Origin of the sequence: Niveispirillum sp. SYP-B3756, assembly GCF_009495745.1 — a bacterium.
Taxonomy (GTDB): Bacteria; Pseudomonadota; Alphaproteobacteria; order Azospirillales; family Azospirillaceae; genus Niveispirillum.
This window is the reverse complement of sequence record NZ_WIDQ01000004.1, coordinates 361226-387342: the sequence shown is the minus strand read 5'-3', so window position 1 is coordinate 387342 and position 26117 is coordinate 361226. Positions and strand designations below refer to the sequence as shown.

The 26117-nt window shown below is 62.0% G+C and carries 28 protein-coding genes, 3 tRNA genes and 1 pseudogene; 11 read left to right on the top strand and 21 right to left on the bottom strand.

Annotation, left to right across the window (positions count from 1 at the left end; all coding sequences use genetic code 11):
* The first annotated feature begins 79 nt into the window (after window positions 1–79).
* From treA to GE253_RS11610, 7 genes are all read left to right on the top strand, one after another.
* The gene (gene treA / locus GE253_RS11635) at window positions 80–1672 is read left to right on the top strand and encodes an alpha,alpha-trehalase TreA (RefSeq protein ID WP_211101426.1); all 1593 of its coding nucleotides are present in this window, start codon (window positions 80–82) and stop codon (window positions 1670–1672) included.
* Between the two features lie 662 nt (window positions 1673–2334).
* On the top strand, window positions 2335–4446 hold the full coding sequence (locus GE253_RS11630; protein WP_348770830.1) for a methyl-accepting chemotaxis protein: 2112 nt from the start codon (window positions 2335–2337) through the stop codon (window positions 4444–4446).
* 142 nt (window positions 4447–4588) lie between these two features.
* The gene (locus GE253_RS11625) at window positions 4589–4792 is read left to right on the top strand and encodes a hypothetical protein (RefSeq protein WP_153204283.1); all 204 of its coding nucleotides are present in this window, start codon (window positions 4589–4591) and stop codon (window positions 4790–4792) included.
* Between the two features lie 132 nt (window positions 4793–4924).
* Entirely contained in the window at window positions 4925–6049 is a 1125-nt protein-coding gene (locus GE253_RS26660) for a putative 2OG-Fe(II) oxygenase (protein WP_173012603.1), read from the top strand.
* Window positions 6050–6063: 14 nt separating this feature from the next.
* On the top strand, window positions 6064–6693 hold the full coding sequence (locus GE253_RS11615; protein WP_153204281.1) for a 2OG-Fe(II) oxygenase: 630 nt from the start codon (window positions 6064–6066) through the stop codon (window positions 6691–6693).
* The gene (locus GE253_RS25820; protein ID WP_173012602.1) at window positions 6690–7529 is read left to right on the top strand and encodes a hypothetical protein; all 840 of its coding nucleotides are present in this window, start codon (window positions 6690–6692) and stop codon (window positions 7527–7529) included. The genes GE253_RS11615 and GE253_RS25820 overlap by 4 nt, the downstream gene beginning before the upstream one ends.
* 34 nt (window positions 7530–7563) lie before the next feature.
* Window positions 7564–9468 (top strand): asparagine synthase-related protein, encoded by a 1905-nt coding sequence (locus tag GE253_RS11610; protein WP_173012601.1) that lies wholly within the window; start codon window positions 7564–7566, stop codon window positions 9466–9468.
* Window positions 9469–9536: 68 nt separating this feature from the next.
* Here GE253_RS11610 and GE253_RS11605 read toward each other — a convergent pair whose 3' ends face one another.
* From GE253_RS11605 to GE253_RS11595, 3 genes are all read right to left on the bottom strand, one after another.
* Window positions 9537–9836 (bottom strand): PqqD family peptide modification chaperone, encoded by a 300-nt coding sequence (locus GE253_RS11605; protein WP_153204279.1) that lies wholly within the window; start codon window positions 9834–9836, stop codon window positions 9537–9539.
* A gap of 83 nt (window positions 9837–9919) precedes the next feature.
* Window positions 9920–10774, bottom strand: a complete 855-nt coding sequence (locus GE253_RS11600; protein ID WP_153204278.1) for a sulfotransferase domain-containing protein — start codon at window positions 10772–10774, stop codon at window positions 9920–9922.
* Window positions 10771–11691: a hypothetical protein gene (locus GE253_RS11595; RefSeq protein WP_153204277.1), complete on the bottom strand. Its 921-nt coding sequence runs from the start codon at window positions 11689–11691 to the stop codon at window positions 10771–10773. The genes GE253_RS11600 and GE253_RS11595 overlap by 4 nt, the downstream gene beginning before the upstream one ends.
* Before the next feature lie 374 nt (window positions 11692–12065).
* Between GE253_RS11595 and GE253_RS11590 the strand changes: the two are divergent.
* Window positions 12066–12521, top strand: a pseudogene (locus tag GE253_RS11590) (transposase); the annotation flags it as partial.
* A gap of 37 nt (window positions 12522–12558) precedes the next feature.
* Here GE253_RS11590 and GE253_RS11585 read toward each other — a convergent pair.
* The 17 genes from GE253_RS11585 to GE253_RS11505 form a co-directional block, all read right to left on the bottom strand.
* Window positions 12559–12795, bottom strand: a complete 237-nt coding sequence (locus GE253_RS11585; protein WP_153204276.1) for a hypothetical protein — start codon at window positions 12793–12795, stop codon at window positions 12559–12561.
* 313 nt (window positions 12796–13108) lie between these two features.
* Window positions 13109–13184, bottom strand: a tRNA-Phe gene (locus GE253_RS11580).
* Window positions 13185–13294: 110 nt separating this feature from the next.
* Complete coding sequence (yacG, locus tag GE253_RS11575; RefSeq protein WP_153204427.1) at window positions 13295–13513, bottom strand: DNA gyrase inhibitor YacG; 219 nt, start codon at window positions 13511–13513, stop codon at window positions 13295–13297.
* A complete protein-coding gene (locus tag GE253_RS11570; RefSeq protein WP_153204275.1) occupies window positions 13506–14684 on the bottom strand; it encodes a ribonuclease E/G in 1179 nt (392 codons plus the stop codon). Before GE253_RS11570 ends, yacG begins: the two co-directional genes overlap by 8 nt.
* The gene (locus tag GE253_RS11565; RefSeq protein ID WP_153204274.1) at window positions 14684–15355 is read right to left on the bottom strand and encodes a Maf family protein; all 672 of its coding nucleotides are present in this window, start codon (window positions 15353–15355) and stop codon (window positions 14684–14686) included. The genes GE253_RS11570 and GE253_RS11565 overlap by 1 nt, the downstream gene beginning before the upstream one ends.
* Before the next feature lie 15 nt (window positions 15356–15370).
* On the bottom strand, window positions 15371–15589 hold the full coding sequence (infA, locus tag GE253_RS11560; protein WP_028097283.1) for a translation initiation factor IF-1: 219 nt from the start codon (window positions 15587–15589) through the stop codon (window positions 15371–15373).
* A 291-nt stretch (window positions 15590–15880) separates the two neighbouring features.
* The gene (locus GE253_RS11555; protein ID WP_153204273.1) at window positions 15881–16222 is read right to left on the bottom strand and encodes a DUF6616 family protein; all 342 of its coding nucleotides are present in this window, start codon (window positions 16220–16222) and stop codon (window positions 15881–15883) included.
* 12 nt (window positions 16223–16234) lie between these two features.
* A complete protein-coding gene (locus GE253_RS11550; RefSeq protein ID WP_153204272.1) occupies window positions 16235–17005 on the bottom strand; it encodes a DNA alkylation repair protein in 771 nt (256 codons plus the stop codon).
* Complete coding sequence (locus GE253_RS11545; protein ID WP_211101425.1) at window positions 17002–17520, bottom strand: MarR family transcriptional regulator; 519 nt, start codon at window positions 17518–17520, stop codon at window positions 17002–17004. Before GE253_RS11545 ends, GE253_RS11550 begins: the two co-directional genes overlap by 4 nt.
* 599 nt (window positions 17521–18119) lie before the next feature.
* On the bottom strand, window positions 18120–18560 hold the full coding sequence (locus tag GE253_RS11540) for an arsenate reductase ArsC (protein ID WP_153204270.1): 441 nt from the start codon (window positions 18558–18560) through the stop codon (window positions 18120–18122).
* Window positions 18561–18567: 7 nt separating this feature from the next.
* Window positions 18568–19047: a UPF0262 family protein gene (locus tag GE253_RS11535; RefSeq protein WP_089287404.1), complete on the bottom strand. Its 480-nt coding sequence runs from the start codon at window positions 19045–19047 to the stop codon at window positions 18568–18570.
* A gap of 112 nt (window positions 19048–19159) precedes the next feature.
* The gene (gene hisD, locus GE253_RS11530) at window positions 19160–20461 is read right to left on the bottom strand and encodes a histidinol dehydrogenase (RefSeq protein WP_153204269.1); all 1302 of its coding nucleotides are present in this window, start codon (window positions 20459–20461) and stop codon (window positions 19160–19162) included.
* The gene (gene hisG, locus GE253_RS11525) at window positions 20451–21122 is read right to left on the bottom strand and encodes an ATP phosphoribosyltransferase (protein WP_153204426.1); all 672 of its coding nucleotides are present in this window, start codon (window positions 21120–21122) and stop codon (window positions 20451–20453) included. Before hisG ends, hisD begins: the two co-directional genes overlap by 11 nt.
* Before the next feature lie 96 nt (window positions 21123–21218).
* The gene (locus GE253_RS11520) at window positions 21219–21668 is read right to left on the bottom strand and encodes a DUF2948 family protein (protein WP_153204268.1); all 450 of its coding nucleotides are present in this window, start codon (window positions 21666–21668) and stop codon (window positions 21219–21221) included.
* Between the two features lie 266 nt (window positions 21669–21934).
* On the bottom strand, window positions 21935–23227 hold the full coding sequence (gene murA / locus GE253_RS11515; protein ID WP_153204267.1) for a UDP-N-acetylglucosamine 1-carboxyvinyltransferase: 1293 nt from the start codon (window positions 23225–23227) through the stop codon (window positions 21935–21937).
* Between the two features lie 80 nt (window positions 23228–23307).
* Complete coding sequence (gene dcd / locus GE253_RS11510) at window positions 23308–23862, bottom strand: dCTP deaminase (RefSeq protein ID WP_153204266.1); 555 nt, start codon at window positions 23860–23862, stop codon at window positions 23308–23310.
* A gap of 72 nt (window positions 23863–23934) precedes the next feature.
* The gene (locus tag GE253_RS11505) at window positions 23935–24096 is read right to left on the bottom strand and encodes a hypothetical protein (protein WP_153204265.1); all 162 of its coding nucleotides are present in this window, start codon (window positions 24094–24096) and stop codon (window positions 23935–23937) included.
* 176 nt (window positions 24097–24272) lie between these two features.
* On the opposite strand from GE253_RS11505, the gene GE253_RS11500 reads away from it, so the two are divergent.
* Window positions 24273–24348: transfer RNA gene (locus GE253_RS11500), tRNA-Thr, on the top strand.
* Window positions 24349–24530: 182 nt separating this feature from the next.
* Window positions 24531–24606: transfer RNA gene (locus tag GE253_RS11495), tRNA-Thr, on the top strand.
* Between the two features lie 75 nt (window positions 24607–24681).
* Here the strand turns inward: GE253_RS11495 and GE253_RS11490 are convergent.
* Window positions 24682–25596 carry an alpha/beta hydrolase-fold protein gene (locus GE253_RS11490; protein ID WP_173012600.1) on the bottom strand — a complete coding sequence of 305 codons (915 nt, stop codon included), beginning with the start codon at window positions 25594–25596 and terminating at the stop codon, window positions 24682–24684.
* 242 nt (window positions 25597–25838) lie between these two features.
* Between GE253_RS11490 and GE253_RS11485 the strand changes: the two genes are divergently transcribed.
* On the top strand, window positions 25839–26078 hold the full coding sequence (locus GE253_RS11485) for a YtxH domain-containing protein (RefSeq protein ID WP_211101424.1): 240 nt from the start codon (window positions 25839–25841) through the stop codon (window positions 26076–26078).
* Window positions 26079–26117: the final 39 nt, after the last annotated feature.

Sequence of the window (26117 nt, the reverse complement as noted above, 5' to 3'; positions counted from 1 at the left end):
GCGGTGACCGGTTGGAACCGCAGCGGCGTTTCCGCTGTTGCCTTTGGCAAGGCAGAAAGAATAGGGGGAGGCACCATCCGTGAAGAAGAATCGCCTGTTCATCGTGATCGCCGCCCTCTGGCTTTGTGCCTTTACCCAATCCCCCAGCCCCGCCGATCTTTATGGTCCCCTGTTCCAGGCTGTGCAGACCCAACGGCTGTTCGGCGACGGCAAAAGTTTCGTGGATGCCGTGCCCAAGCGCCCGCCCGAAGCGATCATGGCGGATTACCGGGCCAATCCGCCCGCCGACGCGGCAGCGCTGCGCCGTTTCGTGCTGAATAATTTCACCCTGCCAACGGATATCGCCACGCCGGCCAACAGCCCGGCAGGCGGGGCTGCACCGGGCCCGCTGCTGGATCACATCGCCACGCTCTGGCCCCATCTGACACGGCCATCGGAAACGCCGCCGCCGGGCTCCTCCGCCCTGGCCCTGCCCGCCCCCTATGTGGTGCCGGGCGGGCGGTTCCGGGAGATTTATTACTGGGACAGCTATTTCACCATGCTGGGGCTGGTGCGCGATGGGCGGATGGATCTGGTACAGTCCATGGTGGCGGATTTCGAGCATCTGCTGGAAACCTATGGCCGCATCCCCAATGGCACCCGCAGCTATTATCTCAGCCGTTCACAGCCGCCCTTCTTCTCCCTGATGGTTAATCTGTTGCCGAAGGGGAATGAGGCAACGCAGCGGCACCATCTGGCCGCCTTGAAACGCGAACATGATTTTTGGATGAGCGGCAGCGATTGCCTTGCAGAACAGGCCCATCAGCCAGACGCCTGCCGGCGGGTGGTGCGGCTGGCCGATGGCAGCCTGCTGAACCGCTACTGGGATGATCGTGACAGCCCGCGCGACGAATCCTATGCCGAGGACGTGGAAACCGCCCGTCAGGCGCCGGACCGACCGGCCGCGGAGGTTTACCGCCATCTGCGGGCCGCCGCCGAAAGCGGCTGGGATTTCAGTTCGCGCTGGCTGGATGACCCGGCGAAACTGTCCAGTATCCGCACCACCGACATCATCCCGGTCGATCTCAACAGCCTGCTCTGGCAGTTGGAGCGTTCCATTGCCCTGCGTTGCGCCCTGTTGGAGGATCGCGCCTGCGCCGATCTGTTCGAACGGCAGGCCGCCGCCCGCCAGGGGGCGATCATCCGCCATCTCTGGCAGCCAGACGAGGGACGCTTTGCCGATTATGATTTCCGCAACGCCCGCCCGGCGCCTGTTCTGTCGGCTGCGACTCTGTTCCCCCTGTTCGCCGGGTTGGCCACCCCATCGCAGGCCGAGGCGGTGGCAGCCCTGACCGAGCGGGAATTGCTGGCACCTGGCGGGCTGCGCACCACACAAATCCGCAACGGCCAGCAATGGGATGCCCCCAATGGCTGGCCGCCGCTGCAATGGGTGGCGGTGGAGGGGTTGGCCCGCTATGGGCACCGCCCGCTGGCACGGGACATTGCCCAGCGCTGGATCGGTACGGTAGACCGCACCTATCGCGCCACCGGCAAGCTGCTGGAAAAATATAATGTCGAGGAGCGCCTGCCCGGCGGTGGTGGGGAGTATCCACTTCAGGATGGCTTCGGCTGGACCAACGGCGTTACCCGCGCTTTGATAGCACGCTACCCGGAATTGAATCCGGATCGATAGGCCAGCCAGTCTACCCCCCTTTCAAACGCCGTCAAATCCGCCGCAACAGGTCGCAGATGGTGCATCATCATGATTGCGGCCCCGGCAATACTTTGTCCGCCTGCCCAGGGTCGTTACTGGGGTGGCGTGGGTAGCAACCGAGACGATGCCTGATGGTTGGCATCGAGGCTCTGCTGCATCTTCAATATCCTTATTATGAGCGCGCCTATGCGGGGGGAATACTCTCTCCCATGCCGGGCCTTGTTCCTGGACATCCCCTTCCACCTGCTCGGCAAGCCAACGGATTTGGCACCGGCGTTTGAGACCGGTGATCGGTTCCGATCACCGGGACTGGGTATTATCTGGAGATGACGCGCCAGGGAGAGGAGGACGAACAAAACAATGAATACGAATATGTGTTTCTATAATTAACCAAAATCAAATTGGAAAAACCTATACGAAAGATCACAATAAACCCAATTATATACGAAAGAACAAAATGCCTACTCACCAAAATTGACATAGATCAAATAATGAAACCACTCTTCTTCTATGATTGCCTGGATTGGCGCAACAGAAGTCAACCAGCTACCTTTAGAGGGGGGGGGGCCGTCATGCAGTTTCGATCCATACAATCTAAAATCGCTTTACTTTCAGCCGCCTGTGTTTTGGGGGCCACCGGGGTGCTGGTCGGTTACGACATCATCGCGTCCGCCAGCACCAACAGCTTCGTGGCAGAGCAGGCAGGTACCCTGTCGGATCGCAAGACCAAGGAAAGCCTTGAAACCCTGGCAAGCACCCAGGCCGGGGCCATCCGGTCCACCCTGGATATGGCCTTTGACGCCGCCCGCAACACGGCCCGCAGCTTCGAGGTGCTGGCCGCCAGCCCCGACAAGGGCGGCGTGCCCCTGGCCCAGCGGCGGGCGCAGTTCAACGCCATCTTGTTGAACATGCTGAAGGATAATCCGCAGTTCAACGGCACCTATTCCGCCTGGGAGCCGGATGCCCTGGACGGACAGGACAATGCCCATCGTGACCGCAAAGATGTCGGCTCCGATGCCACGGGGCGCTTCCTGCCCTATTGGACACGTAATGCCGGGGGCCACATCGCCATCCAGCCACTGGTGGAATATAACAGCAGCGCCCTGCATCCCAACGGGGTGATGAAGGGCGGCTGGTATATCGGCCCGCAGAATGGCGGCGGCGAGAGCATTCTCGATCCCCTGCCCTATATCGTGCAGGGCAGGAACGTTTATCTGGCCACCATGTCAGTGCCGATCATGATCGGCGACAAGTTCCAGGGCGTGGCCGGTGCCGATTTCGACCTGTCTTTCGTGCAGAAACTGGCCGAACGGGTGAAGAGTTCTGTCTTCAACGGTAAGGCTGCCGTCACCATCATCAGCCACAAGGGGCTGATCGTGGCCTCCAGCGAACATCCCGACGCCATCGGCAGTACCTATCAGCGCTTCGACAATAACTGGGCGCAGGATCTGGCGACGATCCAGGCTGGCACCCACCAGGTCAGCGAAGACCGCAGCAACGACACGATCAAGGCCTTCGCCCCCATCCAGTTGGGTCGCACCAAGACCCCCTGGGCCGTGCTGATCGAGGTGCCACGCGCCGTTGCGATGGCCGAAGCCACTGCCCTGACGGCAGCGTTGGAGGATCGCAACAGTCTGGACACCCTGTTGCAGGGCGCCGTTGCCGTCCTGATCGCCCTGGCCAGCATCGGCGGCATGTGGCTGGTGGCGCGCGGCATCGCCCGCCCCATCCGCAACAGCGCCCGCTTTGCCGAAGAGGTGGCCGCCGGCCATCTGGATAACAGCCTGGACGTGGCACAGCTGGATGAAACGGGCACCCTGGCCCGTGCGCTCAACACCATGGCCGGAAATCTGAAACAGGCCGAACAGGACCGGCTGGCCCTGGAAGCAAAGGCAGCCCTGGAGCGCAAGGAGACCCTGGCCGCCATCGCGCGAGAACTGGAAGAAAATGTACGCGATGTGCTGCAAAGCCTGGCCGACGCCGCCGGCCAGATGAATCAAGCCGCCAACAGCATGACGGCCACCGCCGATCGCACCAGCACCCGCGCCGTTACGGTGGCCGCCGGATCGGAACAAGCCAGCGCCAATGTGCAGACCGTCGCCGTGGCAACGGAGGAACTATCAGCCTCCATCCGGGAAATCGCCGGGCAGGCCAGCACCTCAACCAACATTGCCAGCAGTGCGGTGCGCACGGCAGAGGAAGCCAACCAGCAGATTCTGGGGCTGACGGCGGCGGCTGACCGGATCGGCAATGTGGTGGAACTGATTTCCTCCATCGCCGGGCAAACCAACATGCTGGCCCTGAACGCCACCATCGAGGCGGCGCGTGCCGGCGAAGCCGGCAAGGGCTTCGCCGTGGTGGCGGGCGAGGTCAAGCATCTGGCCGCCCAGACGGCTAAGGCGACAGAGGAAATTGCCAGCCAGATCAGCAATGTCCAGCGCATCGCCCGTGAATCGGCGGACAGCATCCGGGGCGTCGGCCAGGTGATCAATGAAATGCGCGGCATCACCACCGGCATCGCCTCTGCGGTGGAGGAACAGAACGCCGCCACCGGGGAAATTGCCCGCAATGTCCAGCAGGCCGCCAATGGCACGCAGGAGGTCAGCAGCACCATCCAGGATGTCAGTCAGGCCGCCTCGGAATCGAAGCAGACGGCCATGCAGGTTCTCACCACCTCTGAAAGCATCAGCACCCAGACAGACCGGCTGGGCCGCGCGGTGGACAGCTTCCTGGCCAAGATAAGGGCCGCGTGAAGCACCCCTATGCCCATGACAAAGCGGCGGTCATCCCAATGACCGCCGTACTCTTTTGCGGATCGGAACATGAAAAAATCCGCTGAACAAATGTTCGCGGCCTTTAACCAGAGGGGAGCAGGCCACCTCCCAGCGGAAATCGATGTCCATGCTGTTGAAGAGTTTCCAGGCCAACACCTTACGCAATGCTCAGCCCATCACGGCGATCAGGCACGGGAAGCCCCGCCGCATCGGAATGTGGGTGATGCCCGTACACCAGGCATGGTCCGGCGATGGAAAAGGTGATCTGGCTGCGGGGGCGGCTTTTAAAACCGTGTATGCGGCTTTACTTCAAGGTGCTGGCTGATCCATTCTCCATCTCTCAGAAGCCAAATGCGACGGGACGATGCCAACCGACGGACCCCAAATCGTTTGGCGTATAGATCAGGCCGCGTCAGCCCCGCCTGCCCGATCTTTCCTGCCTCTGTTGCGCGCCGCTGTGGCGACACGACCCGACCGTTCCGATCTACTGCGCGATCTCGTGGTCGCACTTCGCGATGATCAGCGTTGGGCGGAGATTTTCGATCTTCTGTCGCCACGTATTGAAGAGGGAGGATTGACGCTCACCCTCCGGCAAGAGTTGGCGCAGGCCGCCATTGCCTGTGAACAGCCGGAATTGGCTTTAAAGGTGGTGGACGCAGCGGTTGACGGGACGGAACCTGAACTGCGCCGACAAAGAATCCTTGCCCTCTACGCCTTGGGCCGGATCGAAGAGGCCAGGATGGCGGCAGTCCAGAGGCTGAACGAGAAGCCAGGCGACGGCACAGTGCTGGGAGCCTTCGCGAACGACTGCTTGACGCGCGGCAATGCTGAAGCGCTGGCCGCCATCTGCTGGAAAGCAATCGATGGCGGTGTTGGTTCCACCGTCCACCTGGCTTATCTGTCCGCAGCACTTTCCTTGGCAGGGCCGATGTCGGATGCTCGTCGCCTTGTTGATTTTGATCGCCTGTGCCGTCGGGTCGAACTGGACTCCACCCAGGTCGACAATGAAGAACTGGCGCAGGCGATCCTGATGCATCCGGCACTTGCCCCATCGCCGGAGATCCGACCAACACATGGGCGCAATCTGCGCCTTGAAGGGCTGGCCGGTGTCAAGCATCCGGCAATCCTGAACCTGCTGGCCATCGTTCGCCGGCAGGTCGATGAATATCTGGCGGAACGTTTCAATGAACAGCATCCGCTGATCGCCAATCGCCCGAAAACAGCATGGCTGCAAGGCTGGGCGCTGGTCTTGTCGAACGATGGGCACGAGGAAACGCACATCCATTCGCAGGGCTGGCTGACCGTCATTTATTACGCACGCGTGCCGCAAGGCGTGTCGCCAAACGCGGATACGGACGCGCCGCCCGGATCGCTCACCTTCGGTCCCTGGCCTCCATCCATCGGGGGATCACGCCCGGATTTTCCACACTGGCATGTGAAGCCCCGGGAGGGGACGTTACTGATCTTCCCCTCCTTCTTTGGGCACGGGACGGTTCCCACCGGCGTTGGCGATCCGCGAATCTGCGTGGCACTTGATGTCATTCCGTGCGACCAAGGGGCAACGCCCTTGACCATAGACTGAAGCAGGATCGCAGAATGAACACCGCGCCCGCCCTGAGCGCATTCGAGCGACCTGCTCCCCATCAAGTGATCAGCAACTTTCTTGGCTTCGATATGATCGAGCGGTTGCTGGCCCACGTCGAAGCCAACCAGAACGCCTTTACGTCCACCGAAATTGGGCAAGGGGGGGTCGATACCGAGATCCGCGTTTCGCGGGTTTTGCGGCATTTCGGGGCGTTACATAGCGCGTTGGAGGCCCGTTTTCTGGCGATCATGGAGCCGGCGATCGCCGATCTGCGTATGTCGCCGTTCGATCTGGGGCGGTTGGAGATGGAGCTTGTCGCCCACGGCGACGGTGCCTTCTACCGGCGGCATATCGATACCAGAACCGGTCTTATGGACCGGACGACGGATCGGGCGTTGACAGGGGTGTTCTATTTTCACGTCGAACCCAAAAAATACAGCGGCGGAGCATTGCGGCTGCATTCGATCCTGCCTGTTGGACAGGGTGGGAGTTTCCTGGATATCACACCGGAACAGGACATGCTGCTGCTGTTCCCGTCCTGGGCTCCCCATGAGGTGAGACCAGTCTCCTGCCCGTCCAACGCATTCATGGATCAGCGTTTTGCCATCAATTGCTGGTTCCGGAGCCAGCGCGCGTCATGATTCCGGCCCCCTATGCGGCCAACCCCCTCGCCGACGCGGTGATTCATGTCACAGCCGGGGTGGCGGACCGTATCAATATTGCCACCTATTCGCATATGCGCGGCTTCGTGCAGAGCCAGCTAACCCGGCATGAGACGCCGGGTTTTGACGCCGTTCTTCGTTTTTTGAATGGCGATGCGGCAGGCGGCGCGCCCCTTTCTGCGTATGAGGTGATGACGCTTTGGCAGACTGGCCTGATCATTGTGCCGCAGGAGCGCACCGAACCGTTCATTTTGTCCACTGCCAGCGTGGAGCGGGACGAATATGCCCGACATGGCGTCATCCTGCTTCCCACGCTGATAACGCCCGAAGCGACACGGATCCTGACCGCCTATTACCGAACCGAGTTGGCCGCAGGAAAGTTGACGCATGGTGACCGTCAAGCCAACCGTCACTATGCCCATAACGACCCCGCCGGACGCGTGATGCTGAGCGCGTTGCGGGGGTCGGTTGAACGGATCGTCGGCACCCCGATCAAGAGCAGCTACGCCTACGCCTCGCTTTATTGTGGTGGAACCGATCTGCCATGGCATAGCGACAGGAAGCAATGCCGCCATACGCTCTCCTTGCAAATCGACCATCAGCCATTGCCGCTGGATGGTCGGTCGCCTTGGCCTATTCAGGTCCGCACGGGCCCGGAAGCGCTGCCGCGTGACTGCTTTCAAACGATTGGCGGCGGTATGCTGTTTCGCGGCTGCGAGATTGCACACGGGCGGCCCATGCTGCCCCCTGATCAGAGCAGTTGGGTGCTGCTGCTCCATTATGTCGACATCGGTTTTGACGGGCCGCTCGATTGACTGCGCCAAGGCGCCACCATCACGGGAACGAATCATGCGGCTGATCTGTGGCTTCCTCCATCTCGACGGTCGATCGGCGGAACCTGGCCGATTGGCCGCCATGGTGGCCGCGATGACCGAGCCGGGCCTGACCCCGGCGGTGGCCTGTTTCACCGAAGGGCCGGTAGCGCTCGCTATGCTAGATTTCGCGCCTGCCGCCGCCGCGTCCCAGGTTGTTCAGTCGATGACCACACTGCTGCGGGGCGCAAGCGGTCTCGTGCTTGCAGCCGACTGCAGGCTCTACGAAGGTAAGGATGGCAGGGCTGACGAGGCCGCTGTACTGGAAACCTTGGAGAGCCGGGGGGGCGACGGGGCCGACGGGGGGCTTCGCGGCATCTTCGGCGACTTCGCCTTGGCCGCGTGGAATCCGCGAGATCAGACGCTGCTCTGTGCCCGTGACGGCATGGGTATCCGGCCGCTGTTCATTCATGATCAACCGGATCGGGTGTTTGCCTTCGCTTCGCTGCCGCGGGGCCTCACCGCCAGTGGCTTCGTTGCGAGAGAGTTGGATCAAGCCGCCCTTATCAGCACGCTGTTGGTGCGCGCGACACCAAACAATCGCTCGGTGCTTCGCGGCATTGAACGGCTTGGACCCGGAACATGGTTGCGGCTGTCGGCCCGGCGACGGGAGAGCGGCGTCCATTGGCGGCTCGACCCGGCAACTGCCGGGCGAAACCGGTGCCGCCCGCAAGAGGCCGCCGAGGAGATGGCGGCACTGGTCACACAGGCGGTGCGCGCCCGCTTGCCGGCAACGGGGCCGGTGGCGACCCATTTGAGTGGAGGGCTTGATTCCCCCTCCATCAGCGTCCTCGCTGCCCGGGCGCTGCGTGCAACCGGGCGTCCATTGCTCGCCTATTCATTCCTGCCGACGCCACGCGGAGATTACGCACCCGATGGAGAGGGGCCACTTGTCCAGACGGTGCTGGATCAGGAACCGGACATTGTCAGCATACCCGTGCGCATCGGCTCCTCGTTGGATTACCTGATGCCACGCATGGATTGCGACCAGCCGATGCCGTTCGACCCTGCTGATCCCGACGCATGGATCTGCATGGATGCGGCGACCAGAGGCGCGCAGGTGCTGCTTTCAGGGTGGGGGGGCGACGAGGGGGCATCCTTCAACGGTCGCGGTGCGATGGCTGAGGCGTTGCTGGCCGGGCATTGGGGGCGTTTTGTGCGCGAGATCAGGGCCTGCGCTGTCAGCAGAGATAGCTCCGTGACGAAGGTGCTGCTTGGTGAGGTGCGGAACTATCTGCTGCCAGAGGCGGTTCAGACCGTCATCCAACGCCTGCGCGGCGGGATGCCAGACAGCGCGCCGATGATCCTGACCGAGCTGTTGCGCAGTGAGGCGCTGAGGAGTGTCTTGCCGCCGAAACCGGCGATGCGTTCCAACGCCGTCGCCAACCACCTCACTCTCCTGACCGGGCCAATTCTGACACGGCGCCCAGAGCATTGGGCGTTGACAAGTGCCCGCACCGGTATCGCCGCCGCTTTCCCGCTGCTTGACCGCCGGGTAATCGAATTTGCGCTGACCTTGCCTAGCCAGCATTTTCTGCGCGACGGCGTTTCCCGGCGGTTGTACCGCGACGCCATGATCGGAATTTTGCCGAACAGTATCCTGGAAAACCGGTCCAAGGAGGCCCCGTTTTCGGAAACCCCGCTGGTCGTCGCCCTGCAACGCGACGCGCTGCTCCGTCAACTGCCCGACCTGCGCGGACACCCACGGGTCAACGCGTTGTTCGATCTGGATGCTCTGGAGCGGCGGTTGCGCGCCCTGCCACCCTCGGCGGAAGCCTTGCGCCGCGCAAGCGAACTGGGTGACAGCCCGGCTTTAAATAAGCTAGCGATGATGCTGCCACGTATCCTGCGCTTTATCGCCTACGTGCGGCAGCATCACTGAGTTGCCGGGCGGCATCACGGGCAAGCCTATAGCACCGGCCGCCAATCCGCAGACGGACAGGCGAGACTTTACACCGGTCCCGCATTATCCACCGCAAGCAGGCCGCGCTCCCGAAGAGCACCTAAAAATCGCTCGACCTCCCGGCGGGCCTCCGCTGGATCGACGTCATATTCAGCCGTCAGCGCATCCGTTAGCCCGTCGACAGACATCGGCTCCGCGAGCAGTTCCCAAATGCGGGAACCGACGGCGTTCAAGTTGAAATATCGTCCCTGCTCGACGCTCATCATCAGCAGTTCCTCGTCGATACTGGCTGTGAGGAGGCCATCGGCGCGGCGAAAGGTTCCGCAAATTTTCGTTGAGTTGTTCATGTATGTCTCCAACGTCTCACCCCGACACGGTCCCGGCACAAACCATGTCGCTGGGTGATCCTCTTTCTTCGGTAAGGGCCCATTCACAGATACCCGCACCGTTCCATCATCGGGCGGTGCGCGGCGGTAATGGTATCGCTCTGCGCCTTGCTTAAAACCTCCGCCCAGGCACCAACCCGCCCCGAACGAAAAAAAGGCGCGGCTGAGTTGGAGGGACGTTCAAAAAAGCCCGATTGGCTCTCCTGACGTTGCAACTCACGAAAGTCGGCGAAGCGAACGGCGCGCTCCACCCGTGCCGGCTGAACCTCCAAGCCGGTAAAGGCGACAGCCGCGCCAAAAACCCCGACCGGATCAGCCTGCAGGTCTTCATATCGCAAAAAATGGACAGGAAAGTCGGTTTGGTCGATCCAACTTGCGACGTGGGCACTCCAATCGCCAACCCGCTGCGGCACATGATGGTGACGACCGTTTCGGCTCCAACCAATAATGTTGTCAGGATTGTTCAGCATCCTGATCGCGCCGTCGACCGTAATGTTGTTGTGAAACGTCATCGAGACCGCTACGTCGCGGGGATCGCGGACAATATAGAGGCCAGACCAAAGCTCTCCCCACCCCAGGAGAGGCGCGCCATTCACACAGAAATCGCGCCGATCATGGACCTTTATGCAATTGACCGTGTCGCATCGTTGAGCATAATCCTCCATCACGCTGGCCCGGAGAATATTCGCTTCATCAAGGCGGAGAAGATCCGCATCAATGAAGCTCTCATCCTCCAGAAAATCCTTCATCACCGGATAGGGACTGTTGAGGTTGATCCGGTTGATGGCAAGCGGTGCCGCGTCGTCGGAAAGGTAATTGGCGATCAGAAAGCGGAGCCACGTGTTACCCGATTTCGGATAAGAGGCGAGCCAGACGATCCTGCCTCCAGGCGGTATCATGCCTTGGTGCCGAACTTCGCCAGCACGGCAGCGACGGTATCATCCAGCTGGGTAAAATCCATAGAACGCTCGAACAGAAAAACCTGAACCTGACCGATCAAGACGGCGATCTGCCGGAACAGATCGGCGTCGCGCCCCAGATGGCTGGCCGGCTTTGAGCGATAAACCTCGTCGCGCAGCAACGCGGCAGCATCGACAGGCTCCAACTCAAGCAGGCGCGATGTCGCCGCTGTCCGCAATATGAAAATCGCACTCAGTGGCATAGGATCTTGTGTTGGCACTCGTGGTGGATCAACGTGGAATTTATTCATGCTGGGTCGAACTGGCGGACCTATGCGATCGGTCAACGCGAGCTGTTCGGCAGCATCCATCCACAAACGATGCTGGCGTCCATCTGGCAGAATGGTCGGTACGCCCCCCACATCGAAACGAATAGCAGCGACATCGTCACCGACAAAATCGCACCCCGCCCGGCAGAGCGCCGCCGCCAGCGTCGATTTTCCGGCACCCGTAATGCCACATAAGGCTACGCCCCGGCCCCGATAGGAGACGGTGGCAGCGTGCAAAACAAGCTGTCCGCGCTGGTGAAGCAAGACCCCAAAGGCAGTGCCAAGCAGAAAGGGCGCTGCATCAACCGTTGTCGATAACTCATCCACGTCAACAACGACCTCACTCCCATCCGTGACGAGGAAGCGGGCAACTTGTGGAACCTGAAACAGAAAAGCCGTATCGTTGAGTTGCCAAGTCGGCCCGATGCGCCGCGCTGTGTCAAGTTTGGCTGGCGTCGTTCCACGCCGCACACACACATCCGGCTGTGACACGCTCTCAGTTGCGGTCACCATCCCAGGAAGAGCGAAATCCGACGCAACGGAAAGACCGCAGACGCGATAATGAAACAATGGCTGCATCAAAGACATTAAAGATATCGCGAACCGATCACCCGGCAATCCCGATTCATGACACCGGACCCGTGTTGGGGCTCGATTCATTCGGGCTGTTGCTCTTGGCTTGGGTTGTACTCCCAATACTCTGGTCACGGATTTCTGGAGCAATCCAAGTTTTTTTACCATGAACAGGCGTGGCAATCACCAGATCGGATGTTTCGCGCGAATTCATGGCTTCTACCTTATTAAGCGGTTGGCGTAGCCAATCGTCATTTTAAAGCCTTCAATAAAAGGAATACTCTGGAGGATTGGAGAAAGCAAGCATGTCCGGCGTCAGGTCTTGGCCGTCAATGAACTGGCCCCTGTTTGGGCCGGACAGTCAGGCCTAGCCAGGGAGGCTTGGGGATATCCCTGAGCATGTGCTTATGCTTGAGATCGAGATCATCACGGATGGCGGCCGCCGTCGCCGCTGGACGGCGTCGGAGAAGCTGCGGATTGTGGAGGAGACGCTGGACGGCCGGTCAAGCATCTCCATTGTCGCCCGCCGGCATGGCGTGGCGCCGAACCTGCTGTATCGTTGGCGGCGTCTGATGCTGGAAGGCGGGAGCGTAGCCGTGGCGGATGATGACGATGTGAACAGCAGCAAGGTTGTCCGGCAGCTTGAGGAGCGGGTGCGGGAGCTGGAACGCCAACTCGGCCACAAGGTGCTGGAGGCGGAAATCCTGCGCGATGCGCTGGGGAAGTCGCGCTCAAAAAAAACCGATCTTGCTCGCGCGGTCTCCGCTGCAGGACGGTTCGCGGTGAAGGCGGTGGCTGAAACCCTTGGGGTGGCCCGGTCGAACCTGATCGATCGGCTGGTCGGATGATGCTGGAGGCGGATTTCGATGATTGTATTGAGTTTCAACAATGACTGCAAAATTCTGGCAAGTCATCGCCACACACTTTGAGTGTGCGCTCTAATTTCTTAGAAAATGAAATCACAACGCCGGAAATATATCGAAATCGGAGATTCATTGGCAAAAGAAAAATCGGCAAAAAACGCAGAAATTTCATAAACCTACGCGCCGCATCGCACGGCACCCCGAAAAGCACGCCGCTGGCGCAGGGGAGGGCAATTTGCAGCAACTGGTAGCCCATTGCCGTTTTCCCCCGTCCGTGGGCGCTACAGGGCCTGAAAAGGCATACGGAGGGATGCGGCTGCAATGCAGCGCCAGCGGCTGGGATGGTGTTTATGCTTTGTTCTTTGTAAAATGCAACACCGCTGTCGTCGCACACCTGCTGTTAACCGCTGGGTGAATGCGCCAGCGCCGCGCTAAAGCCGGTTTGCGCATCAGCGTGAAACATCGATTTTGTTGGAAACCTGTCATGCTGCGCTAGCACTACAATAGAGTATCTTTTCGCAGCAACTCAGAAACGGCAACCACTAACCCCTTGATATTGCCAGGGGAAGTGGTGCCCAGGGACGGAATCGAACCGCCGACACGGGGATTTTCAATCCCCTGCTCTACCGACTGAGCTACCTGGGCACTATCGCATCTGCTGTCGGCTTTCGCCGTTTCAGCGCCGGTCGGTGTTGGTCGTGCCGTCCGGTGGAGGCGCTTTTAGAGAGTTGGCTGAGGCCTGTAAAGCACTTTTTTTACAGGCTGCGATTTTTTTCATCCACCTGCTCAGCCTCATCATCATCGGGGGCCACCGGCACGCGATAGGCCTCCCCCAGCCAGCGGGACAGGTCCACATCGGCGCAGCGCTTGGAACAGAAGGGTTTGAAGGCGGCCACCACCGGGCGGCTGCAAATGGGGCAGGCCACCTGTTTGCGGGGGCGGGCAGCCGCCAGATCAATGGGATCGTCACTCATCATCATCGCTTCCATCCAGGGCCAGCAGGTCGGCCAGGGCGGGGCCGCGACGGGCGCGCGTCACCTCCACCAGGCCCAGGCGCGACATGCCGTAAACATGGGTGGCCACCGGGTCGGCGGCCACCGCCTCACTCAAGGCCCGTACCACCGCGTCGCGGTCGCCGGCGCGGCCCATATTGACGAAATCCACCACCACGATGCCGCCAATATTGCGCAGGCGCAATTGGCGGGCGATCTCCGGGCAGGCATCCAGGTTGGTGGCCAGCGGGTTGCCCCGCTCCCCGCCATTCACATCCACCACGGTCAGTGCCTCGGTACGGTCGATGACCAGGGAACCGCCATAGGCCAGCGGCACCCGCCGGCCGGCGGCACGGGCAATTTCGCCATCCACATCGCCCTGATCGAACAGGCGGCGCCCGTCCCCCGGCTTCCAGGGCTTGACCAGGGCCAGCAGATCGGGGGCATCATCGGTCAGCAGCGCCTTCACCGACGCCAGCAGTTCCGCCCCCTCCACCATGATCTCCGCCAAGCCATCACGCGGCAGTTCCGTCACGGCGCGGCGGAGGGCATCGGGCGGGGGGATCAGGGTGCGGGGGGCCGCCCCGCCCAGGGCCAGGCTGGCGGGGCGCCAGCGGGCCAGCAGGGCCTCGGCCTCCGCCAGCACCAGCCCAGGGTCCACCCCCGCCGCCTCCCCGCGCACGATCCAGCCACCCTGGTTGGGCAGTTCAGCGGCGAACAGGGCGCGCAGGGCGTTCACCTGCGGCCCCTTGCCCAGACGCTTGGACAGATGCAGCCCATCGCCCAGCGGCGTATAGACAAGGAAACGGCCCGGCAGGGAGATATCGCCCGTCAGGCTGGCCCCCTTGTCACCATGGGCATCGGCCTTCACCTGCACCAGCACGGATTGGCCGGTGCGCAGCAACTGGCCGATCTTGGCATCACGGCGGGTGGGTCGCACATCAGCGGCAGAGAGCAGACCGGGCACCCGGTCGCCAAAATCAACGAAGGCGGCATCCAGCCCGGCGGCAATGCGGGTGACGCGGCCCAGCGCCACGGCACCCAGCCAGCCGGGATGGTTCGCATGATCGATGGCAAGATCGCTCAAAACGCCATCGCCCAGCAGGGCACAGCGCGTCAGCGCCCCCCGCCGGTCGATCAGCAGCCGGCGCATCAGCCGGCTTTCGGTGCAGTGGCGGCCGCAGCGGCCAGCGCCAGGGCGTCCAGCCCGGCGGCGCGCAGGGTGCCCCCCACCTCCGTCAGCGGTAGGCCCACCACATTGCTGTAGCTGCCACCAATCTGCCGCACGAACAGGCTGCCAATCCCCTGGATGGCATAGCCGCCGGCCTTGCCGCGCCAGTCGCCGGTGGCGATGTAGCTTTCAATCTCATGGGCGGACAGGGTGCGGAAAATCACCGCCGTTTCCACCGTGCGGGACCAGACGCGACCATCGGCACCAATGACGCAGAAACCGGTATGCACCCGGTGCCGCCGGCCTTGCAGCAACGTCAGGCATTGCCGGGCCGTGGCGGCATCATCCGCCTTGGGCAGGATGCGCCGGCCCAGCCCCACCACCGTATCGGCAGCCAGCACGATGGCACCCGGATGGCGTGCCGCCGTCACCGCCGCCTTTTCCCGCGCCAAGCGCAGGGCATGGGGGGCCGGCAATTCGTCCTTCAGGGGGGATTCGTCGATATCCGCCGGATCAACCGCATCCGGCACCAGCCCGATCTGGGCCAGCAATTCCCGCCGCCGGGGGGAGCCGGAGGCCAGCACCAGTTGCGGGCGTCCGGCCAGGGGGCCGGGCCCGTCACCAGCCAGCGCCGGCGTACCTTGCAAGGTCATGAGACAACTTTCCGCTTACTTGAAGCGGAAAGTGATCCGCCCCTTGGTCAGGTCATAGGGCGTCATTTCGACATTGACGCGATCCCCCGCCAGCACACGAATGCGATTCTTGCGCATCTTGCCGGAGGTATGGGCGAGCACTTCATGTTCGTTATCGAGCTTGACGCGAAACATCGCGTTGGGCAGCAGTTCCGTCACCGTGCCGGAGAACTCGATCAGATCTTCCTTGGCCATGTCTTCCTGGGTCTAGGCGCTGAAAAACGGCAAATAGGTGATTGCCGCACGCCACGCGGTCAAGTGTTTTCCACGCACATCTGCAACCCTCCCCACCCATGGCCATGTTTTGACCGAAGTGGACAAACGGGGAGCTGCCATAGGATCGGGCCTGTATCCGGGTTTTCCAGTGCGCCCGATCCATTCGAGGATGGTGCCAAGCTCGCCTTGCAGGGTGACGCCATAGCTGCCGCGCCTCTTGCCGGAGGTGGAATGCAGGGAGATGGTCGCCGCCGCATTCAAGCACCAACTCTATACAGCGTCGTCAAGCTGCGCGAGATGGCCGACCAGATCGGTGCCCTCACCGCCAGCATTTATCGTATCGAAGTAATCATGCCAGCCCGATTGCGCTATCCCACCGACAAGGGCCTCAAGCGCCGCGTCATCAGGGCAGCGCCACACTGCGAAAAATGTATGCGCCACAGAATGCAGCTTGGATTGATCTACCTTGCCCAAGGTAAGCGGTTCCACGCCAAGCGTGGATAGCGCGGGTATGGCGGAACCGATAGCGCTAATGAATTGCTGACGCTCTTGCGGGGAGAGAGCCAGCCATGCTGGTTTTGCGGTGTAAAGTTCGGTCAGATAGTAAGCCATGTTCTGTCCATGTCAGTGTCTGTTATCGGAACGGATTGATCGGAGTGCGCGCCGACAAATACGCGCCGTCGCAGGATTTGAATTTGCCGACGTCCAACGGTCGCATAGAGCCTGAACCCAATCGGGTTGGTCTTTGCTGGCGTCGTTCAGCCAATTGCCGACTGAATCCTGCACATAGCTGGACGGATCGGCTCGGAGTGGCTCGATAACGGTAAGCGCAAGTTCGGGATGCTGCCGCAGCGCAGCGATATGCGCGCACCACACACCGCGTGGCCGGATCGCTTCCGAAGCGAAACGACGGATACGTTCGGACGGGTTGAGTGGCCAGTCGGCGGCCAGCAAGGCAATCGCCTTTTCCAATTCGGCGGCAAGATGAGGACGAACCGCCATCCAGGCCCATTCGCGCACCCCGAAATGAGGGTCGTCGGCATAGGCCCGGATCGCAGCAAGCCGCTGGCAAAGATCCATTCTTTCGGTTGCGCCGATCATAAAGCAGGCCCAGCCGCGCGCCGTATCGGACGGATGGTTAGCGAGCCTTTCCTGAGCGGAAAAGCCTATCCGGTCCGCAATTAGACGGGCGGCAAGCGGCATACGCCGGGAAATGCCGAGTGATGCGGCTTGCCTCATTTCGGTCAGCGCATCGTCGCCGATCTCCGGCAGGATATTGCCCATGAGTGTGGCAAAATCGATCGCAAGGCATTCGGTCAATGTTGTCGCCGCGCTGCCAGCATTGAGCTGTGCCAGACGATCAACCGCTATGCTCTGGACCCCGCCCCGGCTCATGGCTGCGCCTCCTGTCTGGCCCGTGGTCTTTCGCCAGCATCAAGATTTCGCCAGATACGCCGAAGAAGGGCATGAAAGGTCTGTCGCTCCTTGGCGGTAAACCCCGCGAAAAGAGAGGCGATCCATGCGCTATGGCCATCGAGCAGATCGCACGCTGTCTTACGTCCCGGTCCGGTCAGCACGACCGCGATTTTCCGCCGGTCATCAAGGCCGGGTCGGCGCGTAACGAAACCATCGCGCTCAAGGCCATCGAGAAGCCCGGTGATCGTGGCGCGCGTCACGCCCGCCCTTTCGGCCAGCTCGTGAGGCGACAACCCGTCCGGCTGATCATGCAGGAGAAACAGAAGCACGAACTTGCCTTCGGAGAGCCGGAACGGCGCAAGTCGAGTGGCGCAATCTCTGTCAATCGCTCCTGCAAGCGCCAGCACCTCGAAGCACGCGCGCATATTGTCCGTGTCCGCGACGGCCCGGCGCTCGGCTTCCTCCAACAAGGCAAGGTGTTTCTGTTCAAGCATTCTCATACGGCGCCATATAATATGGCACCTAATCAAAGTCAACGCCGTTGTTTCAACCCACGAATGGCACGGCCCCCTCCGTTGACGAACGAAGCGCGGCGGCGAGAGCATTCTTGGCGGACACTGCCACTTGAGCACGCTGGAGAAACTATTAAAAATCGGGCAATTAGCGGCCATGGTGCCGGTCGAAACCAAGCACAGCCGAGGTGCTGCGAGACATCGCGGCACTATGGGGGTCAAAATGGGGTGCCGCTCGCGGCTCCCCTAACCAGTGTGCAGACAACAACAATTTCAGAAATCCGGCCAGCGTAGTGCCGGTTTCCTTTATCTTGCCCTCCTAAAATCCCGCCTTTTCCGCCCAAAACGCCAATTTGCTGATTTTGGCCTGAACGCGCCGATTTCCTGCACGAACGCCTCAAGAAACGCGTGGTCGAAGGCGCATGACCGCGACCACCGATCTGCATTCCAGTTGCTGGGTTCGCCCACCGATCCGTTACGCATTCACCGTGCAATGTTCGGCAACGCAAATGTCGGTCTCGGTCAAAACATGGCAAGGGTCGGGGGTTGCAACGGGAGAAATTGCAGCGACGGGCCCCCGCTCAACCGGGCGGAAAACGGTCCTTCAGACGCTTCAGGATGGTGTCGCGTACCTGCCGATAGGCATCGAGTCGCGTCTCCCGGTTACCCTCCACCAGCGAGGGGTCGAACGTGTGCCAGAATTCCACATCGCACGCCATGGTGCGGGTCATTTCCACCGCCTTATGCTGCGCCTCCGGCGAGAGCGAGATGACCAGATCGAAGCTGTCATCCTGCAACTGGTCGAAGGTCTTGCAATGATGGCGGGACATATCGACCCCCAGTTCCGCCATCACCGCCGTGACGAACGGATCGGTGTCACCTTCCCGCACACCGGCACTGTCCACATAGATGGATTTGCCATACAGCATCTTCAGCAACCCCTCCGCCATGGGGGAGCGGATGGAATTATGCGTGCAGGCAAACAGGACGGAAGAGATTCGGGCGGGGGTAGAGGTGGGCATCTCGGCGTCAGCCCCTGATATGCAGCACGCAGATCAGGGTAAAGATGCGCCGGGCGGTGTTGAAATCCAGCTCCACCTTGCCGGCCAGCCGCTCCCGCAGCAGTTCAGATCCTTCATTATGCAGGCCGCGCCGGCCCATATCGATGGCTTCAATCTGCGAGGGCGAGGCCGTCTTGATCGCCTTGTAATAGCTGTCGCAGATCATGAAATAGTCGCGCACGATGGTGCGGAAGGGGGTCAGCGGCAGGCTGGTCCGGTTCAGCGGCTGATCATCCTCTGACCTGATGTCAAAGATCAGCCGGTTATCCTCCACCGAGAGGAACAGGCGGAACGGCCCATGATCCGGCATCTCCACCAGGGCAAAGCGATTTTCGTCCAGCAGGTCGAAAATCGCCACGGCCCGTTCATGCTCCACCTCCATATTGTGGCGGAGCACGTGTTTTTCGACCAGTTCGACATGAACGATCCGGTGATGGGGCGCATTCATCGCGTCATGGCCTCCTGATGCATCACCAGCTTCTCCCATTTACGCCACCGGTTGGGTCCGGTGGTTTTGGTAAGGGGGCGGGCGGCACTACCGCCCGTCCCCTACCCTGCTGTCAGCCGGCCTTGTTGGCAAGCCGGATTGCAACCGACAAGGCGTGCGCGCCCAGCCCTTCGGCTTCCGCCAGGGCCACGGCGGCAGGGCCGATGGCGGCCAGTGCGGCCGGGGAACAGCCCACCAGCGTCGTCCGCTTCATGAAATCCAGCACATTCAGACCGGAGGAGAAGCGGGCCGACCGCGCCGTGGGCAGCACGTGATTCGGCCCCGCGACATAATCACCGATGGCTTCGGGCGTATGGCGCCCTAAGAAAATCGCCCCGGCATTGCGCACCTTGGCGGCCAGCGCATCCGGGTCGGCCACGGCCAGTTCCAGATGTTCGGGCGCGATACGGTCCACCAGCGGCACCGCCTCATCCAGGTTGGCCACAATGATGATGGCCCCATGGGCATTCCAGCTTTCCCGCGCGATGGCGGCACGCGGCAGGGTCGCCAGATGCGTTTCCACCGCTGCCGCCACCGATTCGGCAAAGCCGGCATCATCGGTGATCAGAATCGATTGGGCCGAGGTATCATGTTCCGCCTGGCTCAACAGGTCGGCGGCAATCCAGGCCGGGTCATTGGCCCCATCGGCCACCACCAGGATTTCCGACGGCCCGGCGATCATGTCGATGCCGACCGTGCCGAAAACCTGGCGCTTGGCAGCAGCGACAAAGGCATTGCCGGGGCCGGTGATCTTGTCCACCGGCGGAATGGTCGCCGTGCCATAGGCCAGCGCCCCCACGGCCTGCGCTCCGCCAATGCGGTAAATCTCCGTCACGCCGGCCAGATGGGCGGCGGCCAGTACCAGCGGGTTCAGCTTGCCATCGGGGGTCGGCACCACCATGGCGATGCGCGGCACACCCGCCACCTTGGCGGGGATGGCATTCATCAGCACGGAACTGGGATAGGCTGCCGTGCCGCCGGGCACATAGATGCCGACAGCCCCCACCGGGGTCCAGCGCGCGCCCAGCCGCACGCCGGCGGCATCGGTGTAGAAGCTGGCCTCCACCGTCTGGCGACGGTGAAACGCCTCAATCCGTTCCGCCGCCAGCCGCAGGGCTGCCAGCGTTTCCGGGTCACACAGCGCGATGGCAGCGCTGATCTCGTCAGCCGTGATACGCAGCCGGTCGGCGGTCAGGTCCAGCCGGTCCCAGCGGCGCGTATAGTCCAGCAGGGCGGCATCGCCGCGCAGCCGCACATCGGCCAGAATGGCGGCGACGGCATTGTTCAGGTCTTCCTGAACTTCGCGCTTGGCGCCCAGCAATTCGGTAAAGGCTGCCTCGAACCCGGCATCGGCGGTGGAAAGATTAACCTTCATTGCCAATGGCCTCCTGGAAACGGTCGATCCAGCCCTGGATTTCGCCATGGCGGGTCTTGAACGCGGCACGGTTGACGACAAGGCGGGAGGAGATATCGGCAATATGCTCAATCTCCACCAAGCCATTGGCTTTCAGCGTCACGCCGGTGGACACCAGATCGACGATGCGGGAGCACAGGCCCAGCGACGGGGCCAGTTCCATGGCGCCATTCAACTTGATGCATTCCGCCTGCACGCCGCGCGCGGCGAAATGCCGGCGGGTGATTTCCGGGTATTTGGTGGCCACGCGCACATGGCTCCAGCGCGAGGGATCATCCGTGGTGGACAGGTCCACCGGCTCGGCCACGGCGATGCGGCATTTGCCGATGCCCAGATCCAGCGGGGTATAGAGTTCGGGATAATCGAACTCCATCAGCACATCGCTGCCGCACACGCCCAGATGGGCCGCGCCGAAGGCCACGAAGGTGGCCACGTCGAAGCTGCGCACCCGGATGATCTGCACATGGGGCAGATTGGTGGCAAAGCGCAGGGCGCGGGATTTCGGATTGTCGAAATCCGGTTCCGGCTCAATGCCCACATGATGCAACAGGGGCCTCACCTCATCCAGGATTCGACCCTTGGGCAGGGCCAGCACCAGCATGTCTTGGGGGGCGGACGGCATCATGTCCTGGACGCTCCAGGTAGGGAAATGGGAGCGACTACATGGCACGCCAAGCCGCCCACGTCCAGACGCGGGGGGCGAAAGGCTGGGGTGCGATCAGTTGGACACGGGATGCGCGGGCCGCGCCACGGCGGGCCATGGCTCGCCGATATCGGCCAGCCGTACCTCCAGCCGCGCCACCGACAGGCGGATATCCCCGCCGCCAGCCAGCCGCAGCAGCAGGCTGGCCCCGTCATCGGCGGGTTCGATCGCCAGCAGGGAGAGAAACTGATCACGCCGGCGCAGATCGAACCCGCGATAGGCGACGCGGGTGACACCCAGGAAACGCAGACCGCAATTCACCCGCTCCCCCGCATGGCCGGCATCGGGCGTGGGGCCGGCGGGTGTCCCCTCCCCTTCCCAGCGGAAGCGATTGGCCACCAGCACAAAACATTGCTCTCCGGGCAGAAAGGCAATGTCGCCGATGGGCACGATGGCGTCCTGCAGAATGGCCGACAGCACCGCCAGATCCTGGGCATCCATCGCGGCCAAACGCAATCCGGTCATCGCTGCTTCTCTCCGGTGATCAGGGGATGGGGCTTAGATGGGTGGGGGTGGTGGGGATTTTAAGGGGGCAGGCCGTTGGGCACACGCTGACCTTTCCACCCCTGCCCCCACCCTCTACCGTCACCCCGGCGAAGGCCGGGGTCCAGTATCGTAGAGCGAGGCGCTTGCGGCACCTGGACCCCGGCCTTCGCCGGGGTGACGGTAGAGAGGGGGGGGGGGGAAGCGGCGCGAAAAAAATATCAAGCAGCAAGAGGCTTTATCCCCCCTCAATCCGCTTCCTTCACCCGCTCCATATCCGCCCCACAGGCGGCCAGCTTATGTTCAATCCGCTCGTACCCGCGATCCAGGTGATAGATGCGGTTGACCACCGTTTCGCCCTGTGCCGCCAGACCGGCCAGCACCAGCGAGACAGAGGCGCGCAGATCCGTCGCCATCACCGGCGCGCCGGTCAGGCGCGGCACGCCGCGCACCAGGGCCGACGAGCCATGGACGGTGATGTTCGCCCCCATGCGCGCCAGTTCCGGCACATGCATGAAGCGATTCTCGAAAATCGTCTCCGTGATCATGGAGGCGCCCTTGGCGACGCACATCAGCGCCATCATCTGCGCCTGCAGATCGGTGGGGAAGCCGGGGAACGGCTCCGTCATCACATCCACGCCCACCAGTTCCCCGGCAGTGGCGGAAACCAGCAGGCCGTTTGCCGTCTCTGACACCTTCACATTGGCGGCAGCCAGCGTCTTGGCCACAGCCTTCAGATCGTCCAGCTTGGCCCCCAGCAATTCCAGCTCACCGCCGGTGATGGCGGCGGCCATGGCGAAGGTGCCGGCCTCGATCCGGTCGGGCAGCACGGCATAGGTCGCCCCATGCAGCCGGTCCTTGCCCTTGATCACCAGCCGGTCGGACCCGATCCCCTCAATCTCCGCCCCCATGGCGATCAGGCAGCGGGCCAGATCGCCAATTTCCGGTTCCCGCGCGGCATTCACCAGCACAGTTTCACCCTTGGCCAGGGTGGCCGCCATCATCAGGTTTTCCGTGGCACCGACGGAGACCTGCGGGAAGACAAATTCCGCCCCCACCAAGCCGCCTTCCGGGGCGCGGGCCAGGATATACCCGCCCTCGATATCGATCTGCGCGCCCATGGCCTGCAGGCCCTTGATATGCAGATCGACGGGACGGGTGCCGATGGCGCAGCCACCGGGCAGGCTGACCTTGGCCTGACCGAATCGCGCCAGCAGCGGCCCCAGCACCAACACCGAGGCGCGCATCTTGCGCACCAGATCATAGGGGGCGGTGGTGTTGAAAATCTCGTTGGCGTCCAGTTCCACCGACCGGCCGCTGGACCCAAAAGCATCGCGCCCGTTGATATGCACCTCCACCCCATGCTGGGCCAGCAGCCGGTTCATGGTGGTGATATCGGCCAGCAGCGGCAAATTGGTCAGGGTCAGCTTCTCATCGGTGAGAAGGCAGGCGGCCTGCAGCGGCAGGGCCGCATTCTTGGCACCGCTGACGGGGATCTGACCCTTGAGCGGCTTGCCGCCGCGGATGAGGAGCTTGTCCATGGGGGTTCGGTTCTGATGTCTGGTGGGGGCGGGCCGGGATTATCGGCCCGCAAAAAGGCGATAGCTGGGCGGGGGCCTGCTCAGATCCGCGCCAGGGTGACGCCGCGCTGCTTCATATATTTGCCAGCCCGGTCGGCATAGGAGACCTCGCACGGGCTGGCCCCCTGGAAGAACAGGAACTGGCACAGCCCTTCATTGGCATAGACCTTGGCGGGCAGCGGCGTGGTGTTGGAAATTTCCAGCGTCACATGGCCTTCCCATTCCGGTTCCAGCGGCGTGACATTGACGATCAGGCCGCAGCGGGCATAGGTGCTCTTGCCCAGGCAGACCACCAGCACATCGCGCGGAATGCGGAAATATTCCACCGTGCGGGCCAGCGCAAAGCTGTTGGGCGGGATGACGCAAACATCGGTCTTGCGATCAACAAAGCTCGTCTCATCGAAGCGCTTGGGATCGACGACAGCATTGTCGACATTGGTGAAAATCTTGAACTCGTCGGCCACGCGCGCGTCATAGCCGTAGGAGGACAGGCCGTAGGAGATGACGCCTTCGCGCTTCTGCGCCTCGATGAACGGCTCGATCATCCCGTTCTTGGTCGCCTGTTCCCGGATCCAGGTATCGGGCATGATCGGCATAATGTCCCCCAATGGCAAAAGGCCCCACATCTTGGGGGCCGCAACAGTTTGTAGCCCAGCGCCCCGCCGGGCTCAAGCAGTGGTACCACCCACATCCCCCTCCGTAGCGGGGGGCGGGTTTGCATCCACATCGTCGCGGGCGCGATTCTGTTCCTTGCGCTTGCGCAGATTATCGCGCAAGGCCTGGGCCAGGCGTTCCTGACGAATATCCTTCTTGGGGGGCACTTTGGTCATGGCGGGGTTGGCTCCTTGAAAACCGGCGGAATTCCAGGCGATTTGACCCGCCGCCGTCAAGGGTGTCAGAAAAAATCCTGCCGCAGCGAATTTTCCGCTTGCGCCGGCGGGCCTGGAGTGGCACATAGCCGCCCACCGCAGCGACGCCAACGTCGGCGCGGTTTGAAAATGTCGCTGCTGCCGTAGCTCAGTCGGTAGAGCGCGTCCTTGGTAAGGACGAGGTCGTTGGTTCGATTCCAATCGGCAGCACCATTTTCAAAAACAAAAGCCCGCCAGCCCGGCAACGGACGGCGGGTTTTGTTTTGGCAGCGGTTAAGCCCTGCTGTTCGGCCGGATCTGTGCTGGTGATAATTCACTTGCACTTGCCCGCCCCGGATGGCAAATAGCCGCCCACCCCACAGCCGATATCCGGTTGCGGGCATTGAAATGTCGCTGCTGCCGTAGCTCAGTCGGTAGAGCGCGTCCTTGGTAAGGACGAGGTCGTTGGTTCGATTCCAATCGGCAGCACCATTTCACCGATCAAACAAAAACCCGCCAGCCCGGTAACGGGCGGCGGGTTTTGTTTTTGGCTTTATGCCTGTTCCCTCACTCGCCGGGCGTCCAACCGGATAACTGATCCTGGCCATAGAGCCATTGCAGCCCATAGACCAGCCCGATGGGAAAGGTGGTTTCATGGATGGTGGCGGGGATCACCATATCCTGGACCTGGAACCCCTTATAGCCGCGCGCCCGCAGCCCCTTGGCCATTTTCTGCTGGTCGCCCACCATGTCGGTTTCCTTATTATAACGCGGGCTGGGCGCCCCCTTCTTCACCCCTTCAAAGGCACCGGTGGCCATGAACAGCCGGGCCTTCAGCTCCTTGTGATTCTTGGCATAGTCGGCTTCCAGCGCCATCAGCGCCTTTTCGGCATACCAGATGGAGGGGCTGGTCAGCAGATAGCTGGAAAAATGCTGCGGCTGGCTGAACAGAATCCACAGGCCCAGCAACCCGCCATAGGATTGGCCGACAAAGGTGCGCCGGGCCGGATCGCTGCGGTAAGTCGCATCGATCAGCGGCAGCACCTGACCGGTGATGAATGCCGCAAAGGCCTTGCCGCCGCCATTGGGGCCGGGCATGGCCGGATTCTCCCAGGGTGTCAGGTCGCGGCGGCGGGCAGCCATACCGTCTTCGCCCTTGGCATTGGGCAGGCCCACCAGAATGGCCTGTTCCAGCTTGCCGGCATTATGCGGCAATCGGGTGACGCCAGAGGCGACCTGAAACGTATAATCCCCATCGGTGAGATAGATCACCGGATAGCGCCGCCCGGCATTTTCCGGCGCATCATATTTTGGCGGCAGCTTCACATAAATATCGTAGGTGCGGCCGTTGGACTTCGCCGTCAGCATATGCACGGCGGAGCGTTCCAGCGCCAGCGGCGGGGCCGCCTGTTGGGCCAGGGCAGGCATGGGAAGGGACAAGGCCAGAAGCGAGAGGGTGAGAGCCCGACGGGAAAGCGGCATCCGGAAACCTGTGAAAGATGGATTGAACAAGCCGGAAGAACTGACCATCGGATTGTGTGACTTCCAAGACTTTCCCGTGACGAAGGTCGTAAAAATATCACAGGTTGGGGCTTACTGCGTCGGGGCCCCGCAATCTTCATGGGGATCGGGAACAAGCCCCCCATCGCCCCCGTTTGCTGGGCGTGAAAGGGGTAAGCGGCGCGCCGCTGCCCCGATAAGCCTAACCCAAGGGGGACTGTAAGATGATGTTGCGCAAATTCACCCAGATCGCCGCCATCCTGATGATCGCCGGCACCCCGCTGGCCCTGACCGCCTGCGACAAGGAAGGGCCGGCTGAGCGGGCTGGCGAGAAGATCGACAAAGCAGCGGAAAAGGCCGCCGACAAAATCGAAAACGCCACCGACAAAGCGGCTGAGAAGATGGAGGAGGCCAAGGACAAGGCCGCCGAGAAGATCGACGAGGCAACCGAGCATAAGAATTAAGATCGGCCCAGGCCCCGGACGCACCCCGTCCGGGGCTTT

What these genes read in the sequence shown, in the direction of transcription:
- GE253_RS11595 (WP_153204277.1), bottom strand. Translation starts at nt 11,691, where the DNA reads ATGTCTTTGATGCAGCCATTGTTTCATTATCGCGTCTGCGGTCTTTCC.
- GE253_RS11505 (WP_153204265.1), bottom strand. Translation starts at nt 24,096, where the DNA reads ATGACCAAAGTGCCCCCCAAGAAGGATATTCGTCAGGAACGCCTGGCC.
- murA (WP_153204267.1), bottom strand. Translation starts at nt 23,227, where the DNA reads ATGGACAAGCTCCTCATCCGCGGCGGCAAGCCGCTCAAGGGTCAGATC.
- hisG (WP_153204426.1), bottom strand. Translation starts at nt 21,122, where the DNA reads ATGCCGTCCGCCCCCCAAGACATGCTGGTGCTGGCCCTGCCCAAGGGT.
- GE253_RS11600 (WP_153204278.1), bottom strand. Translation starts at nt 10,774, where the DNA reads ATGATACCGCCTGGAGGCAGGATCGTCTGGCTCGCCTCTTATCCGAAA.
- GE253_RS11605 (WP_153204279.1), bottom strand. Translation starts at nt 9,836, where the DNA reads ATGAACAACTCAACGAAAATTTGCGGAACCTTTCGCCGCGCCGATGGC.
- GE253_RS11585 (WP_153204276.1), bottom strand. Translation starts at nt 12,795, where the DNA reads ATGGGCTACCAGTTGCTGCAAATTGCCCTCCCCTGCGCCAGCGGCGTG.
- yacG (WP_153204427.1), bottom strand. Translation starts at nt 13,513, where the DNA reads ATGAGTGACGATCCCATTGATCTGGCGGCTGCCCGCCCCCGCAAACAG.
- infA (WP_028097283.1), bottom strand. Translation starts at nt 15,589, where the DNA reads ATGGCCAAGGAAGATCTGATCGAGTTCTCCGGCACGGTGACGGAACTG.
- GE253_RS11545 (WP_211101425.1), bottom strand. Translation starts at nt 17,520, where the DNA reads ATGCTTGAACAGAAACACCTTGCCTTGTTGGAGGAAGCCGAGCGCCGG.
- GE253_RS11555 (WP_153204273.1), bottom strand. Translation starts at nt 16,222, where the DNA reads ATGGCTTACTATCTGACCGAACTTTACACCGCAAAACCAGCATGGCTG.
- GE253_RS11615 (WP_153204281.1), top strand. Translation starts at nt 6,064, where the DNA reads ATGAACACCGCGCCCGCCCTGAGCGCATTCGAGCGACCTGCTCCCCAT.
- GE253_RS11540 (WP_153204270.1), bottom strand. Translation starts at nt 18,560, where the DNA reads ATGCCCACCTCTACCCCCGCCCGAATCTCTTCCGTCCTGTTTGCCTGC.
- GE253_RS11550 (WP_153204272.1), bottom strand. Translation starts at nt 17,005, where the DNA reads ATGAGCCGGGGCGGGGTCCAGAGCATAGCGGTTGATCGTCTGGCACAG.
- dcd (WP_153204266.1), bottom strand. Translation starts at nt 23,862, where the DNA reads ATGCCGATCATGCCCGATACCTGGATCCGGGAACAGGCGACCAAGAAC.
- GE253_RS11610 (WP_173012601.1), top strand. Translation starts at nt 7,564, where the DNA reads ATGCGGCTGATCTGTGGCTTCCTCCATCTCGACGGTCGATCGGCGGAA.
- GE253_RS11570 (WP_153204275.1), bottom strand. Translation starts at nt 14,684, where the DNA reads ATGCGCCGGCTGCTGATCGACCGGCGGGGGGCGCTGACGCGCTGTGCC.
- GE253_RS11485 (WP_211101424.1), top strand. Translation starts at nt 25,839, where the DNA reads ATGATGTTGCGCAAATTCACCCAGATCGCCGCCATCCTGATGATCGCC.
- GE253_RS11625 (WP_153204283.1), top strand. Translation starts at nt 4,589, where the DNA reads ATGTCCATGCTGTTGAAGAGTTTCCAGGCCAACACCTTACGCAATGCT.
- GE253_RS11490 (WP_173012600.1), bottom strand. Translation starts at nt 25,596, where the DNA reads ATGCCGCTTTCCCGTCGGGCTCTCACCCTCTCGCTTCTGGCCTTGTCC.
- GE253_RS11520 (WP_153204268.1), bottom strand. Translation starts at nt 21,668, where the DNA reads ATGACCGGATTGCGTTTGGCCGCGATGGATGCCCAGGATCTGGCGGTG.
- GE253_RS11535 (WP_089287404.1), bottom strand. Translation starts at nt 19,047, where the DNA reads ATGAATGCGCCCCATCACCGGATCGTTCATGTCGAACTGGTCGAAAAA.
- GE253_RS25820 (WP_173012602.1), top strand. Translation starts at nt 6,690, where the DNA reads ATGATTCCGGCCCCCTATGCGGCCAACCCCCTCGCCGACGCGGTGATT.
- hisD (WP_153204269.1), bottom strand. Translation starts at nt 20,461, where the DNA reads ATGAAGGTTAATCTTTCCACCGCCGATGCCGGGTTCGAGGCAGCCTTT.
- GE253_RS11565 (WP_153204274.1), bottom strand. Translation starts at nt 15,355, where the DNA reads ATGACCTTGCAAGGTACGCCGGCGCTGGCTGGTGACGGGCCCGGCCCC.